We start from the raw sequence: 21008 nt of genomic DNA, 5'->3' as shown, positions 1-21008 counted from the left end.
GTTCTATTTTTTATAAATTTACTTTTTAACTTTAATAGAACATCCAATTGCTTTTGTAGTATTAGGGGTTGGCTCCTGTCCTTTTTCAAGAGCAGCAATAGCATTTTCTAAATATTTTTCTTTAACCTGAGAAGCATCCTCCACATTATCATCGATAGCTCCAATATATTTTACTACTAAATTTTTATCTAATAAAAATACATGAGGTGTTTTAGTAGCACCATATTGTGGATAAATTTTCTGACCTTCATCAAACAAGTATGGGAATGTAAATTTCTTCTCTTTAGCTCTTTTTTGCATCAACTCAAAACTATCTTCTGGTTGAGCCGCTGGATCGTTAGAATTAATCGCTAACAAAACGTAACCTTTTGATTTATATCTTGTAGCCAAATCAATGATTCGATCTTCATACTTAACAGCATACGGACAGTGATTACAAGTAAACACAACTATGAATCCTTTCGCATCTTTGTAATCCGCCATGCTGTACATTTTATTATCGACCGATTTTAATTTGAAATCGGTAGCCTTATCTCCTACTTTATATCCTGTAGGATTAGTAAAACTCATTAAAACACCCATTAATAAGGCAAAAAATCCAATTCTTTTCATATTAATTTAATTTAGTTAGTGATTCATTTACAAACTGATTTAATTCTTCAAACGAGGCAAATTCTTGTTCCACAAAAATGCCTTTATTAGCCTTGATAATCCAAGTAGCCGGAATGGAACCGGACCAATTTTCATCAACTTTTGAAATCCAATTGTTGAATTTTTTATCCGCCATGTAAGTGGTTACAAAAGTGTAATTCTTCTTTTTTAAAAATGGTTTCAATTTACTTTCCACTTGCTTTTCGAAATCCAAACTCACAGTTATTACTTTTACATTTGGATTATCTTGATGTAATTTTTGAAAATAAGGCAATTCTTTTACGCAAGGTGTACACCAAGTGGCCCAAAAATTAACAACCAAAGGTATTTCGGAATTATTTTGAACATAGGCATTCAATTCATCGAAGTTTTGAAACGTAATTAAGTTTTGAGCTTTGATTGAAAAACTCAAAAAGAAAATTGAAAATACGATTAAACGAAAATATTTCATCTGCTTTTTTTTCAAAAATAGCGAGATATTCATTTTGTTTGTTGTTAATTAACAATTCTTTAAATATCGTAAATACTTATAAATTAACATAAGGTCAAAAAAACAAAGCATTATTAAAATTTAAGAATTGTAAAATCTTATCAACAAATCGCAAAAGCAAAAAAGTTTCTCGTAAATAATAATTACTTTTGCAGTTCTTAAAATTTCAAAGATTATGATTTACAAATTCCGAGTGATTCTCGATGCTGAAGAAGATATTTTTAGAGATATTGCCATTGAAAGCGACAACACCTTAGAAGATTTACACAATGCTATCGTAAACGCTTTTGGCTTTGATGGAACAGAAACAGGTTCGTTCTTTACTTGTGAAGACGACTGGACTTGGAACGAAGAAGATGAAATCCCAATGTTTGACACTGGCGAAGTTCCGGGGGAAATGAAAACGATGGTGGATTTCAAAATTGATGATTTGATGCACCAAGACAATACTAAAATGGTCTATGTGTATGATTTCTTTAGTATGTGGACATTCTTCGTGGAATTAGCTGCTATTGAAGAAGAAAAAGAAGCTGGCGAAACTTATCCTGCATTATTATTTTCTCATGGTGAATTACCAGCAGAAGCAGGTCAAAGCGGATTAAGAGGTGATTTATCCAATGACGATATTTACGGTGACTTTGAAGACGATTTCGATGACGATGATTTCGACATGTTTGATGGCGATGACAGCTTCGAAGACATGGGATTTGAAGAAAACTGGAACTAAAAGCCAAAAGAATTAGAAAAGAATAAACCAAAATACAATCTTAAAAAGCCAAGAAAAAACAATATCAGTTCTATCTTGGCTCTTTTATCTAAACTATAAAAAATGATCAATCTATTTAATGCTCACATTGAGAATTTATCAATTCACCGCGTAGGAAATAAAAGCAGAAATGAAGCTATATTCTTATCTGAAAATCCATACGGGTTGAATGATGAAATCATGCCTTTATTGAAGGAATTTTTCTTTAAACCTTTTAGAGAAAAAGAAGAAAACTACTTTCAGTTTGCTCATGAAGTAGATTTAGAATACAACGAAATGTATAATTTTGCTACCGAAGTTTTCAATAACCCTAGCGAAATTCACAACGTTTCTAAAAAAATTACAAAACACCTATTCGAGCAATCGAATCATCCACATATTAAAAATGGAGAAGTGTATGTGGCTTATTTTACGCACGTTTCTATTGATAATAATGTAGTAGATGCCATCGGAGTTTTCAAAAGTGAAGTACAAACCGATTTCTTACAATTCGAAGAAAACGGAAACAACTTAGAAATGATTTTACAACAAGGAATCAACTTGAATAAGTTGGACAAAGGTTGTATCATTTTTAACTATAAAAAAGAAGAAGGCTACAAAATTTTAACCGTTGATAGCAACCGTTACGATGCGCGTTATTGGTTAGAACATTTCTTATCAGTTGATGCGTTTCAAGATGAAAACTTCATGACAAAGAAATACTTAAAATTCTGTCAAGAGTTTGCCAAAGAAGTAGTTTTACCAGCCGAAGACAAACAACAAGAAGTATTGTTCATGAACCGAGCTATCAATCACTTTGCAAAAAATGATGAGTTTGAAGAAACAGCTTTCTTGAACGAAGTAATGCAAAATCCAGAATTCATTCCAGAATTCAAAAATTATAAAGTGGATAAAGGTGCCAAATACAGCATCGAAGATGTTTCAAGTTTTCCAATTGCAAATGCTGCAGTAACAGATGTGCGTCGTTCTTTGAAAAATACGATTCAATTGGACACCAATATCCAAATCAAATTGGATTTCATCAACCCAGAAAGCGCTGAAAAATTCGTAGAGAAAGGTTGGGACGAAGAAAAACAAATGTATTACTACTTGGTTTACTTTAATAAAGAGCAGAAATCGTAAGCCATTTACATACAAATTATTAAACCTCAATTGCAAATTCGTAATTGAGGTTTTTTTTGAAAGAACTTTAACAAAATATTTTGTTTAACTTTTTTGATTTTAAATTAAACATTCTGTACCTTTGAGAAAAATATTTAAAATCATGGCAAAAAAGAAAGAAATAAACAAAGAAGGCATTTTAAGTTTATATATCGATTATTTCTTAGAACACAACAAGCAACCGCAATCGGTTTATTTGTTTGCCAAACATGCTGGTTTTGAGGAAGGTTTGTTTTACAAACACTACGCTTCTTTTAACCAAATTGAGCAAAACTTTTTCATCTCGCTATTCGATAATACATTAGAATTATTAGGAAATAGTGAAGAATTCGCTTCCTACGATGCTCGCACGCAATTGTTGAGTTTCTATTTTACGTATTTCGAAATGTTAACTGCTAACAGAAGTTTCGTGGTAGCGTTGTTGAAAGAAGACAAAAACAAATTGAAAAGTTTGTCAAAATTGAGCGAATTAAGAAAAAGCTTCAAGCAGTTTTACGACACTTTAGACATTGAAAAAATCGATTTAAAACAAGAAAAGTTAATTGAAATTCAAGAAAAAACTATGAGTGAAATGGCTTGGTTCCAATTCTTATTTACTTTGAAGTTTTGGATTGAAGATACCTCAATTTCATTCGAAAAAACCGACATTTTCATTGAAAAATCAGTCAATACCAGTTTTGATTTGATGGATACTACTCCATTCAAAAGTCTAATTGATTTTGGAAAATTCATGTGGCACGAAAGAGGCTCATTTAAAATGTAATCACATGAAAACAATCGATAGTATTCCAACATCAAAAATCCAACGTGCTTCTAAGTTGATTCAAACCGGAGCTAAAGTAGGTGTCAATTATCTCAAATATTACGGAGATAAAATCACCAAATCCGAAGAAGAAGCCAAAGAATCGCTGAACAAAAACAACGCTGCCGACATTTACGATAGTTTAAAGCAACTGAAAGGAAGTGCTTTGAAAGTTGCACAAATGTTGAGCATGGATAAAAATATTTTACCAAGAGCTTACGTGGAAAAATTCTCGTTGGCGCAATTTTCGGTGCCGCCGTTGTCAGCTCCTTTAGTAAACAAAACCTTTAAAAATTATTTTGGCAAACAACCGAACGAAATATACGATACCTTCAATGCCACTTCTATAAATGCGGCTAGCATTGGTCAAGTGCACCAAGCTACCAAGGATGGGAAAAAACTTGCTGTGAAAATTCAATATCCAGGAGTGGCAGAAAGTATTAGTTCGGATTTGGCTTTAGTAAAACCTATTGCCATCAAAATGTTCAACATTAAAGGAAAAGATTCGGATAAATATTTCAAGGAAGTTGAAGACAAATTGATTGAAGAAACCAATTATATCAATGAGGTAAAACAAAGTATGGAAATGGCGGAAGCTTGTAAAAACATTCCAAATTTGGTTTTCCCGAAGTATTATCCAGAATGGTCTTCGGAAAAAATCATTACAATGGATTGGATGACAGGCGAACATTTATCTGAATTCACCGCTCATAATACTGATGCTGAAAAATCAAATATTTTAGGACAAACCCTTTGGGATTTTTACATGTTCCAAATGCACAATTTGAGAAAAGTGCATGCTGATCCGCATCCAGGAAATTTCTTAATAACGAAAGATACAAAGTTAGTAGCTTTAGATTTTGGTTGCATTAAAGAAGTTCCGAATGACTTTTATGTACCGTATTTCGAATTAGCGAAAAAAGAAAACTTAGACAATCCAGAATTCTTCCAATCGAAATTATACGAATTGGAAATCCTAAGAAAAGAAGACACAAAAGAAGAAGTAGAGTTTTTTACCGAAATGTTTCATGAACTTTTAAGTTTGTTTGCACGACCTTTCCATGTAGAAGAATTTGACTTTTCTGATGAAGAATTTTTCGGACAAATTGCTGATTTAGGTGAACGTTATTCGAAAAACACGGAATTACGTAACATGAACGGAAATCGCGGTTCAAAGCATTTTATTTACATCAATAGAACGTTTTTTGGTTTATACAATTTAATGCACGATTTAAAAGCTACAAATGTGAAAATCAACAACTTTATTCAATATTAATTTTGCCCCAAGTAATACCTTTAGATCCCTAGTTGAGCCATAAGACTAGGGATTTTTTCTTTGATTTTCTTTCGCTAACAATCACATATACTTTATATTTATTTTAACATCTTTATTGATTTTTAAAACCCTTGATTTGTATTATATTTACCTTAAATATGATGAGAATTAAAAATACCTTTTTTTTTATTGTTTTTTGGTGCGGATTATTTTCAAACTATGCACAAAACATATCAGTTGACGAAAGTTTTTCTGCCGAAGATTTAGTTAATAATGTCTTGATTAATAGTTCATGTGCAACTGCATTGAACATTAATTTCTTGGGAGGCAACTTTGCAAATGGCGAAAAAAGTTTTGGTTTTTTTGATGCAACCGGAACATCTTTTCCTTTTCAAAACGGAATTATTTTATCAACAGGAAAAATAATAAATGCTGAAGGTCCAAATACCTCTTTATCAGACGATGGAGGGAATATGGGTTGGGATGGTGACCCCGATTTAAATCAAGCATTAGGTTTAAACAATACGTTTAACGCAACCGTTCTAGAATTTGACTTCATTCCACTAGGAAATAAAATTAGCTTTGATTATATCTTTTCTTCTGAACAATATTTGACAAATCCATCTTCAAACCAATGTAATTATACAGATGGATTTGCTTTTCTTTTGAGAAGAAATGGAGAAACTACTTATCAAAATTTAGCCGTAGTTCCAAACACTACTATTCCTGTGAAAGTTAATACCGTTAGGGGCACAGGGACAATTTGTCCCCCAGCTAATGAAACCTATTTTGATGCTTTTAATGACACCAATCATCCTACTAATTTTAATGGACAAACTAAAGTATTAACGGCTCAATCCAATGTAATTCCTGGAGAAACTTATCATATAAAGTTAGTTATTGCAGATGAAGGGAATTACCGTTTTGATTCGGCAATATTTTTAGGTGGTGGCAGTTTTAATTTTGGCATTGATATTGGAGACGATCGTTTAATGGCTACTGGAAATCCTCTTTGCCCTGGAGAAATATTAACAGTTGATGCATCTCAAGTTGGTGCCACTGGATATCAATGGTATCAAGACGGTAATGTAATTCCGGGAGCTACTAATGCGACTTTTAATATAACTTCAGCAGGAGATTACCTTGTTGAAATTAATTATGGAACTACATGCCAAACAACAGGAAGCATTAAGATCGAATACGCTGAGCCTTTAGTAATTAATCAAAATTCGTTTACCGAATGTGACGCTGATACCAATCAAGATGGAAAAACAGTATTTAATTTGGATACTATTAGAAATCAATTATTTACTAATCTACCTTCCAATTATGTAGTTTCATTTTTTGAAACACCTACTAGCACAACTGCATTACCAACCACTTTTATCAATACAAATCCTAACTTTCAAACCATTTATGCAAGAATAACGAATATTCAAGGTTGTTATTCCGATTATGCCGTGAATTTAAGAGTTAATACGTTTGATGACATATTAGCTGATGAAACTTTAGGCTTGTGTGAAAATGAATCTTTAATTCTTAATGCCGGAAGTGGATTTGCTTCTTACCAATGGAATACAAATCCTCCTCAGTTTACCCAACAAATTACTGTAAATTCTGGTGGTAATTACCAAGTAACAGTTACCAATGACGTAAACTGTTCTAAAACCAAAACTTTTACCATAGAACCTTCTGGAGCTGCTACAATAGAGGAAATTATTATTAATGACTTCTCGGATAATAATACCGCTACTATTCAAATTGCTGCAAGTAGCTTAGGCAATTATGAATTTTCTTTGGATGGAAACAATTATCAAAATTCCAATACATTTTCAAATCTTACAGCAGGTGAATACACCGTTTATGTTCAAGATAAAAAAGGATGTGGTATTGTTTCGGAGAATTTCTTAATTCTTGACTATCCGAAATTTTTTACACCGAACAACGATGGTTATAACGACATTTGGTTTATAAAAAATCTTGAAAGAAGAAATTTAGAAGAAAGTATCATTACAATTTTTGATCGTTACGGAAAACTCATCAAACAAATTACAAGAAATGAAGGCTGGAATGGAACATTTAACAATGAATCACTTCCATCCTCTGACTATTGGTTTACAATTGAACTTACAAATGGAAAAACAGTTAAAGGACATTTCTCACTAATTCGTTAAACATAATAATTGCAGAATAGCTTACAAAATAATATATTCGCAGTATGATGCAAATACACGAAATTGAAGCTATAAAATCACTTTTAGCTACACCAAAAAAAATTACAATTGTTCCTCATAGAAATCCCGACGGAGATGCTATGGGATCTACATTAGCCTTATATCATGCCCTGAAAAAATTGCAACATAATGTAATTGTTATGGCTCCAAATGAATTTCCAGACTTTTTAGCTTGGTTACCAGAGAGTGAAAAAGTAATCGTTTTTGAACGCAGTTATGATACTTGCAAAGGAATTTTAGAAAATACTGAATTACTTTTCACACTAGACTTCAATGCTTTACATCGTACTGGAGATCAAATGGAAAATGTATTAAAAACATTGACAGCTCCTTTTGTAATGATTGACCACCATCAAGCACCTGATGATTATGCTACTTATACTTTCTCCGATACTATTTATGGATCAACGTGTGAAATGGTGTATGACTTTATTCATCAATTAGGATATGAAAATTTAATCAATAAAACAGTAGCCACTTGTTTGTATACAGGAATTGTTACCGATTCGGGGAGTTTTCGTTTTCCAAAAACTACAAGCAAAACCCATAAATGCGTTGCCGATTTAATAGATAGAGGAATCAACAATAGCGAAATTCATAATTTACTTTTTGATAATTCTTCCTACAACAGATTACTTCTTTTGGGAAGAGCACTCCAAAACTTAAAAATACTTCCGGAATACAAAACTACTTACATCACCTTATCTCAGGACGAGTTGAATGAATTTGGCCATCAAAAAGGAGATACAGAAGGTATTGTAAATTATGGGCTAAGCATAAAAGGAATCGATTTTACTGCCATTTTTATTGAAAATAAAGAAGAAGGAATCATCAAAATTTCATTCCGCTCTCAAGGGGAATTTGATGTAAATCAATTTGCTCGTAATCACTTTAATGGTGGGGGACATATTAATGCCGCAGGGGGTAAATCTTTTTCGAGTTTAGAGGAAACGATACAACAATTTATTGCTATTTTAGCACAAGAAAAAAAAGAATTATGAAACTTCAAACCTTATTACTTTTAGGCACTTTTATATTTTTTGCGAGTTGTTCGCAACAACAGCAACAAGCTAGAAAACCAATTTCACATACTTCTGGAACTTTTATAAAAGAGTCTATCGAACGCAATAAAATTCTTATTGCTGATGAAGAATATTTAATTGCTGAAATTATTAAAAAAGATTCTTTAAAATCTTACATTTCCTCAAATAAAGGATATTGGTACAAATATGAAACTAAGGTAAACGAAGCCACACCAACTCCAAAACGAGGTGATATTGCCTTTTTTGATTATGAAATTAAGGACTTAAAAAACCGAATTATTTATACCATGGCCGAAACCAAACCTCAAACTTATTATGTGGACAAAGAAAACATTATGATGGGATTACGCGATGGTATTAAATTAATGAAAAAGGGAGAAATAGTAACTTTTCTATTTCCATCTCACATGGCCTATGGTTATCATGGCGACGACAAAAAAATTGGCACAAACGAACCTTTGATTTGTACCGTTAGTTTAAATGATATAAAAGAAGATACTCAAGCTAAAAATTAATTATAAATGAAAATTTCCTCAATTTTATTACTTAGTGTTTTCACTTTTTTTACATCTTGTTCAAAATCTTATGATAATTTAAAAGAAGGATTATATGCCGATATTGAAACTTCAAAAGGTAGTATAATTGTGAAACTAGAATTTGAAAAAGTTCCAAATACTGTAGCAAATTTTGTAACCTTAGCTGAAGGTAAAAATCCTTTTGTTAGTGAAGAATTCAAAGGAAAACCTTTTTATGATGGTTTAACATTTCACCGTGTTATTTCAGACTTTATGGTTCAAGGTGGTGATCCAAATGGAAACGGCTCAGGTGGTCCAGGTTATAAATTCAAAGATGAATTTCATCCTGATTTAAAACATTCAAAAGCAGGAATTTTATCTATGGCAAATGCAGGACCAAGTACAAATGGGAGCCAGTTTTTCATCACCAGAAAAGCAACACCTTGGCTTGATAATATGCATACTGTTTTTGGAGAAGTTGTAGAAGGCATAGAAGTCGCAGATTCAATAGAAGCATACGATGTTATTGATAAAATTACAATCATTAGAATTGGAAATGCGGCAAAAAAATTTGATGCAGTAAAAATTTTCAAAAATTATTACTCAACTGTTGCTAAAGAAATAAAAGAATCTGAAGAAAAAGCAGCTAAAATTATCGAAAGTAAAGTTAAAGAAATTACTACCTTAAAAGCTACTGGAACTAAAACAAAATCAGGTTTAATCTATCAAATTATAAAAAAAGGAACCTCAAAAAAACCTGCTAATGGCACCCAAGTCTATATCAACTATGCTGGTTACTTAGAAAATGGCCAACTTTTTGATACCAATTACGAAGACATTGCAAAACGATTTGGAAAACATAATGCGCAAAGAGCCATAATGGGAGGCTATAGCCCTATAGCATCTACTATTGGAAATCTTCAATTTATTCCAGGTTTTGTGGAGGGAGTTAACATGATGAATTTTGGTGATAAAGTAATGTTATACATTCCGTCTGAACTTGGATATGGCCAACAAGGTGCAGGGGATGTTATTCCACCAAATGCTAATATAATTTTTGAAGTTGAACTTTTAGAATCTAATCCAACAAAATAATAAAATGAAAAATACTTTAAAACTCATTACAATTCTTTTTGGAGCTGCAACCACGATGTTAGCTCAACCAAAAAAACAAGAAGGTATATTTGCTGAAATCAATACAACAAAAGGAAAAATTGTAACTATTTTAGAATACAAAAAAACACCTATTACTGTTGCGAATTTTATCAGTTTAGCTGAGGGTAAAAATCCAAAAGTAACTGAAAAATACAAAGGAAAACCTTTCTATGATGGATTAAAATTTCATAGAGTAGTTGCTGACTTTATGATTCAAGGAGGTGATCCTGAAGGTAACGGTATGGGAGGTCCTGGTTACAAATTTGTAGATGAAATTGTTGCTGATTTAAAACATTCTAGTAAAGGAATTTTGTCAATGGCTAATGCTGGTCCAGCAACTAATGGAAGTCAATTTTTCATCACACATAAAGCAACACCTCATTTAGATGGAAGACATACCGTTTTTGGTCATGTAGTTAGCGGACAAGAAGTGGTAGATAAAATTGTGCAAGATGATGTTATTTTATCTGTAAAAATTGTTAGAATTGGAAAAGATGCAAAAAACTTTAATGAGGTTGCTGTTTTTAATGACTACTTTGCCAAAAAAGAAGCAGCTGAAAAAATTGAAGCTGAAAAACTAAGAGTAGCTAAGGAAAATGCTCTTAAAGAATTCGCTAATGCCGGTACAACACCAAGCGGATTAAAATATATTGTTTTACAAGAAGGTACTGGAAATAAACCTTTAGCCACTAGTAACGTAAAAGTTCACTACACTGGAATGTTTTTAGACGGAAAAGTATTTGATAGTAGTGTACAAAGAGGTCAGCCAATTGATTTTGGTTTAAATCAAGTAATTAAAGGTTGGATAGAAGGGGTACAATTAATGCCTGAAGGTTCAAAATATAAATTTTATATTCCTTCACATTTAGCATATGGTGAAAGAGGAGCTGGTGGAGTAATCCCTCCGAATGCTGACTTAATCTTTGAAATTGAGTTGATTAAAATCAATCAATAATATAAAAAAAAGCCACTAAATTTAAATTAGTGGCTTTTTTATTTTTTAGAATTTCCAATCAAAATCATCTTCTTTTTCTTTGAAAACTGCACCAAGTTCTATCTTAATGATTTCGTTGTAATCTAGATGAAAAAACAACCAGTTTTCTTCATTAAAATAACTTAATATTCCTTCGATAGTATCTGACTCAAAATATTTAACTTTATTCTTCTCCAAAATTGGATATACTTCACTCCAATTTTTGCTAATTAAAGAAGTATTAAATAACTTAACAATTGGATTAGAAGTCGTCATATAGCCTAATCTAAAATCTTCTTCTTTATAGAAAGTTAATCGTAGTTTTCTTGAATTATAAACATAAACAACATTTTCATCTTCATCTTTATAACTAGAATCAGGTTTACCCAAAATCTTAATCACATCTTGCTCTTTCATTCCAAAAAGCAAATTGTCTATTCCATACTTTAATTTAATTTCCATTCTTCTTGATGCTAAAAAATCCCGACTTTCATCGGGATTTAAATATTATGCTATTTTAAAACGTTTTCTATCGTTTTCATTCAAATAGATTTTACGTAAACGTAACGATTTTGGTGTCACCTCAACATACTCATCTTTTTGAATGTACTCTAAAGCTTCTTCTAATGAGAATTTGATAGCTGGAACAATTCTAGTTTTATCATCAGCACCAGCAGAACGGAAATTAGTTAACTGCTTAGTTTTGGTAATATTGATAACCATATCATCTCCACGTGAATTCTCACCCACAACCTGGCCTTCATAAACATCTTCATTAGGGTCAACGAAGAATTTACCTCTATCTTGTAACTTATTAATCGAATAAGGAATCGCTTTACCATTTTCCATAGAAATCAACGAACCATTAATACGTCCAGCAATTTCTCCTTTGTAGGGTTGATATTCAATAAAACGGTGCGACATAATAGCTTCACCTGCAGTAGCCGTTAATAATTGATTTCTCAATCCAATAATTCCACGTGAAGGAATATTAAATTTGATAATCATACGATCACCTTTTGGTTCCATAGATAACATTTCACCTTTACGAAGCGTTACAAATTCAACTGCTCTACCTGAAAGATTCTCTGGCAAGTCAATCGTTAATTCTTCAATTGGCTCACATTTCACACCATCAATTTCTTTGATGATAACTTGTGGCTGACCAATTTGCAACTCATAACCTTCTCTTCTCATCGTTTCAATTAAAACCGATAAGTGAAGTACACCACGACCAAACACCATGAATTTGTCAGCAGAATTAGTCTCTTCAACACGAAGTGCTAAATTTTTCTCTAACTCTTTTTCTAAACGTTCTTTTACGTGACGAGAAGTTACAAATTTACCTTCTTTACCAAAGAAAGGCGAATCATTAATCGTAAACAACATGCTCATAGTTGGTTCATCGATAGCAATTGTTTCCAAAGCTTCTGGATTTTCAAAATCAGCAACTGTATCACCAATTTCAAATCCTTCTAGACCAACTAAAGCACAGATATCTCCAGCAACAACTTCTTCTACTTTTTTACGTCCTAAACCTTCAAAAGTGTGCAATTCTTTAATTTTAGTTTTGATGATTTTTCCATCACGTTTTACCAAAGAAACATTCATTCCTTCTCTTAACACACCTCTTTGTAAACGACCGATCGCGATACGACCTGTAAAAGATGAGAAATCTAGGGAAGTAATCAACATCTGTGGTGTTCCTTCCGAAACTTTAGGAGCAGGAATATGTTCTAAAACCATATCTAACAATGGTTCAATATTTTCCGTTTGGTTTTTCCAATCATCCGACATCCAATTATTTTTAGCCGAACCGTAAACAGTTGGAAAATCTAACTGCCATTCTTCAGCACCTAATTCAAACATTAAGTCGAAAACTTTTTCATGTACTTCTTCTGGAGTACAGTTTTCTTTATCTACTTTATTGATAACGACACAAGGTTTTAATCCTAAGTCAATCGCTTTTTGCAATACAAAACGTGTTTGAGGCATTGGTCCCTCAAAAGCATCTACTAAAAGACAAACACCATCCGCCATATTAAGTACGCGCTCAACTTCACCACCAAAATCGGCGTGACCTGGAGTATCGATAATATTAATTTTAGTTCCTTTGTAAGTTACAGAAACGTTTTTAGAAGTAATGGTAATACCTCTTTCGCGTTCAATATCATTATTATCAAGAATTAAATCTCCTGTATTTTCGTTATCACGAAATAACTGGCAGTGGTACATAATTTTGTCAACCAATGTTGTTTTACCGTGGTCAACGTGTGCAATAATTGCGATGTTTCTAATAGAAGTCATTTATTATTTTTTTGAAAGGTGCAAATGTAGTGTTTATTTTTAGAAAAATAGTATAGTAATCAATACTTTAGTAGAAATAACATTAACATAACGAATAAAAAAAGCTCTCGAATGAGAGCTTTTATATATTTACTAACTATAGCTTATAAAGAAGCTACGTGCTTAGTTAATTTAGATTTTAAGTTAGAAGCTTTGTTATCGTGAATGATATTTTTCTTAGCTAATTTATCAATCATAGAAATTACAGTAGATAATTTAGCAGAAGCTTCAGCTTTGTCAGTAGCTAAACGAATAGCTTTGATAGCGTTACGAGTAGTTTTATGTTGGTATCTATTTAATACTCTTTTCTTCTCGTTACTTCTAATTCTTTTTAAAGCAGATTTATGATTTGCCATTTTGTTCTTTTTTTAATTGTAATAATTGTTATAAACTATTAGTTAAAAAAGAAAAACCTCCCACAATTACTTTTAGCAATCACTTTGGTTTTAACTAATAAAACAAAAAATGAGACACTATTTTTTGTTTTATAAAACTATTTCACAACTAATTTTGTAGCCCGTAGGGGAATCGAACCCCTCTTACCAGGATGAAAACCTGGCGTCCTAACCGATAGACGAACGGGCCATTAACCTATTCTTTTTTCAATTTTGTAGCCCGTAGGGGAATCGAACCCCTCTTACCAGGATGAAAACCTGGCGTCCTAACCGATAGACGAACGGGCCATCTCATACTTTGAAATCCTAAAAGAACTCATTTCTGTAATGCGAGTGCAAAGATAAACACATTTTTTATTTCTGCAATAGCCTCTTTATTTTTTTTTCGCTTTTTTTACTATTATTTTAGTAAGCCTTTGCAAATAAGACTCTTCCAATTGAAGGTTTTCCAGAAAAAACACACACACCCGCTTCATCTACTCTATCTAAAGCGATACAACGAATCGTTGCTTTAGTCAATTCTTTTATTTTTTCTTCTGTTTCAGGGGTTCCATCCCAATGAGCTGATAAGAAACCACCTTTTATTTCCAACACTTCTTTAAACTCATCAAAAGAATTCACTTCTGTAATATGAGTATTTCTATATTCTAAAGCCTTAGCAAACAAATCATTTTGAATAGTTGCCAATAAATTTTGAATGTAAGCTACTACTCCATCTTTCGCAACTAACTCTTTAGATAAATTATCTCTACGTACTACTTCATAGGTTCCGTTTTCTAAATCATTTGGACCAACTGCAATACGAACTGGCACTCCTTTTAATTCCCATTCCGCAAATTTGAATCCTGGTTTTTGTGTATCTCTATTATCATATTTTACCGAAATACCAAGTTTTCTTAATTCAGAAGCTAAAACATTTACCTGTTCTGAAATAGCATCAAACTGTTCGTCAGTTTTATAAATAGGAACAATCACCACTTGGATTGGCGCTAAATTTGGAGGCAATACCAAACCTTTATCATCAGAATGAGTCATCACTAAAGCTCCCATCAAACGTGTTGAAACGCCCCAAGATGTTCCCCAAACGTACTCTTGCTTTCCTTCTTTATTAGCAAATTTCACATCAAAAGCTTTGGCAAAATTTTGACCTAAGAAATGCGAAGTTCCCGCCTGTAAAGCCTTTCCATCTTGCATTAAAGCTTCAATACAATAGGTTTCATCTGCTCCAGCAAAACGTTCTGTTTCTGTTTTTAACCCCTTGATAACTGGAATTGCCATAAAGTTTTGAACAAAATCCGCATACACATTCATCATTTTTTCTGATTCTTCAATCGCCTCCTGACGTGTTGCGTGAGCCGTATGCCCTTCTTGCCATAAAAATTCAGCTGTTCTCAAAAATAAACGCGTTCTCATTTCCCAACGCACCACATTGGCCCATTGATTGATTAGCAAAGGTAAATCTCTGTACGATTGAACCCAACCTTTGTAAGTTGACCAAATAATAGCTTCAGAAGTTGGACGAACGATTAATTCTTCCTCTAATTTAGCATTCGGGTCAACAATTAACTTTCCTTTATTCTCTTCATCGGTTTTAAGTCTGTAATGTGTCACAATGGCACACTCTTTAGCAAAACCTTCAGCATTTTTCTCTTCTGCCTCAAACATGCTTTTAGGAACAAACAAGGGAAAATAAGCATTACTATGTCCTGTTTCTTTAAACATTCTGTCTAGTTCAGCTTGCATTTTTTCCCAAATTGCATAGCCATACGGTTTAATCACCATACACCCTCTTACTCCTGAATTTTCAGCTAAATCGGCCTTTACGACTAATTCATTATACCATTTGGAATAATCTTCCGCTCTTGTTGTTAAGTTCTTGCTCATTATGAATATTTTGGCACAAAAATTGTTTATATATTTTTTAACTAATTTGTTTGGCAAAAATAGTTAAATTTGAAGTGTCCAACAATAAAAAAAATAAGAGTTATGAAAACTTATTACTTGTATACCCAAAAAAATGCCATATTTACCTTGTTTGGATTGCTGGCTGTAATCACAACTTCATGTGGTTCCTACCAAAATTCATCTTACTATGACAATGATGGCGTATATGGTTCAGAAAGACCCAGCAACCAAGTTGAAAATAAATATTCTGAACAAAATTTGGAGAAATCTAATAAATATGCACAGCAATTCAAAAACATGCAAGAGGAGTACGTAGTTTTCACAGATGTTGACAATTATAGCTCAAATCCTCAAGATACTGTAGTTACCGTATACAGAAATGAATATGGCAACCATAACTATGCAGGTTGGGGAAATAATGCTTCCAACAATGTCACTGTTAATTATTACAACAATGGTTGGGGATGGAACAATTGGTACTCGCCTTATTGGGGTGGTGGCTGGAATTCTTGGTATGGCCCTAGTTGGGGATTAGGTTGGAACTCTTGGTATGGCGCTAACTGGGGTTGGGGATTTGGATGGAACTCTTGGTATGGTGCAGGATGGGGTTGGAACAATTGGTATTACCCTAACTATGGTTGGAATGGCGGTTATTACCACGGTGGAAGAGACGTTATTTACAACGGCAGTATAAGAGGCGGACACAACAATTACAACAATCCAAGAGGAGGAAGAAATATTATTAATAACAATAGAAGTAATACACCTAGACCTAACTTCAATAACAATAGAGGAAATACAAGACCTCAAGAAAATGGAGTGAGACCTAGCTCAACTCCGAGAAACAATAACTATTCTACTCCTAGAAACGATAATAATTCAACACCTAGAAATAATAATTATTCTACTCCTAGAAACAACAACTACTCTACTCCTAGAAGCGGCGGTTATTCATCACCACCGAGAAGTTCTTCAGGCGGAAGTTTTGGAGGCGGAGGATCTAGAGGAGGCGGAGGCGGATCTAGAGGCGGAAGAGGTTAATACAAATCACATTATTTATTTTATGAAAAAAATATTTTTAACTTTAGCATTTAGCATTTCTGTAGTATCAATTGCGCAAGAGATTACCACTAATGATGCACTTAGATATGCGATAGACAATATGAATGGAACAGCTCGATTTAGAAGTATGGGAGGAGCATTTGGAGCTGTTGGAGGTGACTTATCAGCTATCAACATAAATCCAGCAGGTTCTTTGTTTTTTAATAACAATTTTGCAAGTGTTTCAGTTTCAAATTTCAACAACTGCAATGAATCGAATTATTTTGGAAAAATGAACAAAGAAAGTTACAGTACTTTAGATTTAAATCAAATTGGAGCTGTCTTCGTTTTTGATGAAAATTCTGGAAAATCTGGGTGGAATAAAATTTCCTTTGCCGTGAATTATGAAAACACTAAAAATCTAGACAATCGATTATTTGTTTCAGGATACAACCCTTATAATTCTATTTCACAATATTTTGTAGATCAAGCAAATTTTGTCACTAACACTCCTTTTAACGATTATCAATATGAGATGGCTTATGAAACCTATATCATAAACCCTTCAACAGCAGACCCTAACGTTTTTGTATCTAATGTTTCTCCTGGAGGCAATTATTATCAAGATTTTTTTACAACTGCTAATGGATACAATGGCAAACTAACTGCTAATATTGCTACTAGTTACAAAAACAAACTTTTTTTAGGACTAAATTTAAATGCTCATTTTACAGATTTTGTAACCACTAGCAGACTTTATGAATACAATGATAACCCAGAAAACCCTAGCTCACAGCCTACCGTTAGAGAAATCGTATTTGATAACCAGTTAAGTAGTTATGGTTCAGGTTTTTCATTTAACCTTGGAGCAATTTATAAAGTTGATGAATCATTACGATTAGGTGTTGCATATGAATCTCCTACTTGGTTGAGATTAAAAGAAGAGCTAGTACAGGATTTATACACATACGGAAATGTTAATGTACCTGCAGGAGATCAAAATCGTTACTATGAAGGTCCAATTTTTATTTTTCCAGCTTACAAACTAAAAACACCTGGTAGAGTTACTGCAAGTGCTACCTATATTTTTGGCAAAAAAGGATTAATCAGTATTGATGTTGCTTCTAAAGATTATAGTAAAACGGAATATAAAAATTCTTACCAAAACAATTTTAGAGATATTAACTCACAATTAAGCAATGAGCTTACAACAGCATACGAAGTAAGAATTGGAGGTGAATATAAAATCAAACAATGGAGCATTAGAGGCGGTTATCGATTTGAAGAAAGTCCATACAAATACAATGCTGTGATTGGAGATTTAACTAGCTATTCTACTGGTATTGGATATAATTTTGGCGAGAGTAGACTGGATCTTTCTTATGCTAACACAAGAAGAGATTATAATCAAAACTTGATTTCTTCTGGAATGACAGATACTGCTAGAATTAAAAACATTCAAGATAATATTACACTAACTTATGCTATCAATTTTTAATACGATTCAATAACTATAAAAAACCACTTCTTCAACCGAAGTGGTTTTTTTTATACCCAAACCATAACTTATAGCCCCGATGGGAGCGACATCCCGCCTAAGCGAATATAGCGGACAGCGGAATCAAACCATCAAAAAATTACAAAACGCTGGTGCTTTTACTAATTATTTTATGTAATTTTGCACCTCAAAATTAAAAGCATGAGAACCAAATCGTTAAAGAAAAATAAAATCAATGTAATTACTCTTGGATGTTCTAAAAATACTTACGATAGTGAAGTGTTAATGGGACAATTAAAGGCAAACGGTAAAGAAGTAGCACACGAAGAAGAAGGTAATATCGTGGTAATTAATACTTGTGGTTTTATTGACAATGCAAAGGAAGAATCGGTGAATACGATTTTGGAATATGTGGATAAAAAAGATCAAGGTTTAGTAGACAAAGTGTTTGTTACTGGATGTTTATCTGAAAGATACCGTCCTGATTTAGAAAAGGAAATTCCTGATGTTGACCAATATTTTGGAACTACAGAATTACCTCTTTTATTGAAAGCTTTAGGGGCTGATTACAAACACGAATTATTAGGAGAACGTTTAACTACAACTCCAAAAAACTATGCCTATTTAAAAATTGCAGAAGGATGTGATAGACCTTGTAGTTTTTGTGCAATTCCTTTAATGCGTGGAAAACACGTTTCGCAACCTATTGAAAAATTAGTTAAAGAAGCGGAAGGTTTAGCTAAAAAAGGAGTTAAAGAATTAATTTTAATTGCCCAAGATTTAACTTATTACGGATTAGATTTATACAAAAAACGCAATCTTGCCGAATTACTAGAAAACCTAGTTAAAGTTGAAGGAATTGAGTGGATTCGTTTACATTATGCTTTCCCAAGTGGTTTCCCAATGGACGTATTAGACGTAATGAAACGCGAACCAAAAATTTGTAATTATATTGATATTCCGTTACAACATATTTCAGATGATATTTTAAAATCAATGAAACGTGGAACAACTAAAGAGAAAACGACTAAATTATTACAAGAATTTAGAGAAAGAGTTCCTGGTATTGCCATTAGAACTACATTAATTGTGGGGTATCCCGGAGAAACACAAGAAGATTTTGAAATCCTACGGGATTGGGTTCAAGAAATGAAATTTGAACGTTTGGGATGCTTTACGTATTCTCATGAAGAAAACACAGGTGCTTTTGCTTTAGAAGACGATGTGCCACAAGAAGTAAAACAAGCACGTGCTGCCGAAATTATGGATTTACAATCGCAAATTTCATGGGATTTAAATCAGGAAAAAATTGGAAAAGTATTCAAATGCGTTATTGACAGAAAAGAAGGTCAATATTTTATTGGTAGAACCGAATTTGATAGTCCAGATGTAGACAATGAAGTATTAGTAGACGCTACTAAATACTACTTAAAAACGGGTGATTTTGTAAATCTAAAAATAATTGATGCCACAGAATTTGATTTGTATGCTGAGCCTATTTAAAATTTTTAATATTCTAAACATTCACATATCCTTGCATTAGTAAGGATATTTTTTTTTAAACATACCAACCAAAATGAGTTTAACAATACATCATAATTTGTGATTTTGTTGAAAGACAAAAACTTTACTCATTATTTACGATATTTTTTTTAATTTTATAGTAAAACATAACAACAACACAATCATGAGAAAAATTTTTCTATTAGCATTCATTTTAACAATAAATAATTTAGTGGCATAGGTTGGAATTGGTACTGACGCACCTCAAACAAGTTTAGATGTACGAGCAAAAAATCATATTACAAACCCAGGTACTGTTGATTCTAAAGATGGAATTTTAACTCCCAGAGTAAATTCATTATCTGTTAATGGAGAAGTAAATGGGCAATTAGTGTACTTAATAGCCGATAACGGAAATTACAAACAAGGTTTTCATTACTGGGATGGAGTACAATGGAGAGGTTTATACAATACAACAACAACTACAGGCACAATAACTAATTTATCGTGTAACGAAGCTATTTTAACTCCTTCCGTTTATACATCAGGAGTTACTTACACAGGTATTGTAACTATTCCTTACGTTGGAGGTAACACAGGTTCTTATGCCGCACAAACGATTGGACCTGTTAACGGATTAACATTATCATTGCAAGCAGGAAATTTTGAATTAGGCGGAGGAAACATGGTTTTTTCAGTATCAGGAACACCAACGGTTTCTAGCCCAACACCTACTAGTTTCAGTATCACAGTTGGAGGGCAAAGTTGTACAATTCAAGTAGGAGGCGGTAATTTAAAAGTCGGAGAAATCATAGCTGTCTCTTATACAATTCCAAAAACTCAAGCTGATCTATCCTCATTTAACCTAAATGATTATGTTACCACTAATAGTTTGACTCCCTTACCCGTAATCGATGGACTTCAAATGTCACTAGTGGGAGCAACTCTTAACAATTATTATTTGCCTAAACTATACAATTTTTCAGGTAGTACTAAAACGATAACTTATACATTGAATGAATTGTTAGCAGTTCAATACGAAGATGGTACTGAGGTTTCAATAAACAACGGAAGCTCAATTAGTCTAGGAAATGGTGATGTACTTTGGTCATCTGTTACCCCTGATGTGATGACCCTTAATTTAAATTTCAATAATGGAAGTGCCGATAGATTGTATGAATTAAAATGGTGGGGAATGGAAATTGGAAGCAACAGAAAAATTATTCTAACAGCGCGTAGGATTTTCTAAGAAAT

The 21008-nt window shown here is 32.8% G+C and carries 19 protein-coding genes and 2 tRNA genes; 13 read left to right on the top strand and 8 right to left on the bottom strand.

Annotated elements, in window-relative coordinates; all coding sequences use genetic code 11:
* Window positions 1-18: 18 nt before the first annotated feature.
* Both NAT47_RS05400 and NAT47_RS05395 read right to left on the bottom strand, forming a co-directional pair.
* A complete protein-coding gene (locus tag NAT47_RS05400) occupies window positions 19-612 on the bottom strand; it encodes a thioredoxin family protein (RefSeq protein ID WP_250581129.1) in 594 nt (197 codons plus the stop codon).
* 1 nt (window position 613) lies between these two features.
* Window positions 614-1102, bottom strand: coding sequence for a TlpA family protein disulfide reductase (locus NAT47_RS05395; RefSeq protein WP_250581127.1), 489 nt, complete (start codon window positions 1100-1102; stop codon window positions 614-616).
* 214 nt (window positions 1103-1316) lie between these two features.
* On the opposite strand from NAT47_RS05395, the gene NAT47_RS05390 reads away from it, so the two are divergent.
* The 9 genes from NAT47_RS05390 to NAT47_RS05350 all read left to right on the top strand — a co-directional run bounded on the left by NAT47_RS05390 (window position 1317) and on the right by NAT47_RS05350 (window position 11048).
* Entirely contained in the window at window positions 1317-1868 is a 552-nt protein-coding gene (locus NAT47_RS05390) for a plasmid pRiA4b ORF-3 family protein (protein WP_250581124.1), read from the top strand.
* A 102-nt stretch (window positions 1869-1970) separates the two neighbouring features.
* Entirely contained in the window at window positions 1971-3029 is a 1059-nt protein-coding gene (locus tag NAT47_RS05385) for a nucleoid-associated protein (RefSeq protein ID WP_250581122.1), read from the top strand.
* Window positions 3030-3171: 142 nt separating this feature from the next.
* The gene (locus NAT47_RS05380) at window positions 3172-3831 is read left to right on the top strand and encodes a TetR/AcrR family transcriptional regulator (protein WP_250581120.1); all 660 of its coding nucleotides are present in this window, start codon (window positions 3172-3174) and stop codon (window positions 3829-3831) included.
* Between the two features lie 4 nt (window positions 3832-3835).
* The gene (locus NAT47_RS05375) at window positions 3836-5146 is read left to right on the top strand and encodes an ABC1 kinase family protein (protein ID WP_250581118.1); all 1311 of its coding nucleotides are present in this window, start codon (window positions 3836-3838) and stop codon (window positions 5144-5146) included.
* 158 nt (window positions 5147-5304) lie between these two features.
* Entirely contained in the window at window positions 5305-7320 is a 2016-nt protein-coding gene (locus NAT47_RS05370; protein ID WP_250581116.1) for a choice-of-anchor L domain-containing protein, read from the top strand.
* A gap of 44 nt (window positions 7321-7364) precedes the next feature.
* On the top strand, window positions 7365-8381 hold the full coding sequence (locus NAT47_RS05365) for a DHH family phosphoesterase (RefSeq protein WP_408610591.1): 1017 nt from the start codon (window positions 7365-7367) through the stop codon (window positions 8379-8381).
* A complete protein-coding gene (gldI, locus tag NAT47_RS05360) occupies window positions 8378-8938 on the top strand; it encodes a gliding motility-associated peptidyl-prolyl isomerase GldI (protein ID WP_250581115.1) in 561 nt (186 codons plus the stop codon). Before NAT47_RS05365 ends, gldI begins: the two co-directional genes overlap by 4 nt.
* A gap of 6 nt (window positions 8939-8944) precedes the next feature.
* Window positions 8945-10033, top strand: coding sequence for a peptidylprolyl isomerase (locus tag NAT47_RS05355; protein ID WP_250581113.1), 1089 nt, complete (start codon window positions 8945-8947; stop codon window positions 10031-10033).
* Window positions 10034-10037: 4 nt separating this feature from the next.
* Entirely contained in the window at window positions 10038-11048 is a 1011-nt protein-coding gene (locus NAT47_RS05350) for a peptidylprolyl isomerase (RefSeq protein ID WP_250581111.1), read from the top strand.
* Between the two features lie 45 nt (window positions 11049-11093).
* Here the strand turns inward: NAT47_RS05350 and NAT47_RS05345 are convergent, their stop codons facing one another.
* The 6 genes from NAT47_RS05345 to proS all read right to left on the bottom strand — a co-directional run bounded on the left by NAT47_RS05345 (window position 11094) and on the right by proS (window position 15691).
* A complete protein-coding gene (locus tag NAT47_RS05345) occupies window positions 11094-11528 on the bottom strand; it encodes a hypothetical protein (protein WP_250581109.1) in 435 nt (144 codons plus the stop codon).
* 45 nt (window positions 11529-11573) lie between these two features.
* Window positions 11574-13373 carry a translational GTPase TypA gene (typA, locus tag NAT47_RS05340; RefSeq protein WP_250581107.1) on the bottom strand — a complete coding sequence of 600 codons (1800 nt, stop codon included), beginning with the start codon at window positions 13371-13373 and terminating at the stop codon, window positions 11574-11576.
* Between the two features lie 143 nt (window positions 13374-13516).
* On the bottom strand, window positions 13517-13768 hold the full coding sequence (gene rpsT, locus NAT47_RS05335) for a 30S ribosomal protein S20 (RefSeq protein ID WP_073583040.1): 252 nt from the start codon (window positions 13766-13768) through the stop codon (window positions 13517-13519).
* Window positions 13769-13925: 157 nt separating this feature from the next.
* A tRNA-Glu gene (locus NAT47_RS05330) sits at window positions 13926-13997 on the bottom strand.
* Window positions 13998-14023: 26 nt separating this feature from the next.
* A tRNA-Glu gene (locus NAT47_RS05325) sits at window positions 14024-14095 on the bottom strand.
* Between the two features lie 117 nt (window positions 14096-14212).
* The gene (gene proS, locus NAT47_RS05320; RefSeq protein ID WP_250581105.1) at window positions 14213-15691 is read right to left on the bottom strand and encodes a proline--tRNA ligase; all 1479 of its coding nucleotides are present in this window, start codon (window positions 15689-15691) and stop codon (window positions 14213-14215) included.
* Between the two features lie 102 nt (window positions 15692-15793).
* Between proS and NAT47_RS05315 the strand changes: the two genes are divergently transcribed.
* The 4 genes from NAT47_RS05315 (at window position 15794) to NAT47_RS05300 (ending at window position 21003) form a co-directional block, all read left to right on the top strand.
* Complete coding sequence (locus NAT47_RS05315; RefSeq protein ID WP_250581103.1) at window positions 15794-16753, top strand: hypothetical protein; 960 nt, start codon at window positions 15794-15796, stop codon at window positions 16751-16753.
* A gap of 22 nt (window positions 16754-16775) precedes the next feature.
* Window positions 16776-18251 (top strand): OmpP1/FadL family transporter, encoded by a 1476-nt coding sequence (locus NAT47_RS05310; protein WP_250581100.1) that lies wholly within the window; start codon window positions 16776-16778, stop codon window positions 18249-18251.
* A gap of 201 nt (window positions 18252-18452) precedes the next feature.
* Window positions 18453-19754 (top strand): 30S ribosomal protein S12 methylthiotransferase RimO, encoded by a 1302-nt coding sequence (rimO, locus tag NAT47_RS05305; RefSeq protein WP_250581098.1) that lies wholly within the window; start codon window positions 18453-18455, stop codon window positions 19752-19754.
* A gap of 391 nt (window positions 19755-20145) precedes the next feature.
* Window positions 20146-21003 (top strand): hypothetical protein, encoded by an 858-nt coding sequence (locus tag NAT47_RS05300; protein WP_250581096.1) that lies wholly within the window; start codon window positions 20146-20148, stop codon window positions 21001-21003.
* The last annotated feature ends 5 nt before the right edge of the window (window positions 21004-21008 follow it).

The sequence above is a fragment of the Flavobacterium fragile genome, from assembly GCF_023634865.1.
In the GTDB taxonomy this organism is placed as follows: Bacteria; Bacteroidota; Bacteroidia; order Flavobacteriales; family Flavobacteriaceae; genus Flavobacterium; species Flavobacterium fragile.
This window is presented reverse-complemented; position numbering and strand designations above follow the sequence as displayed.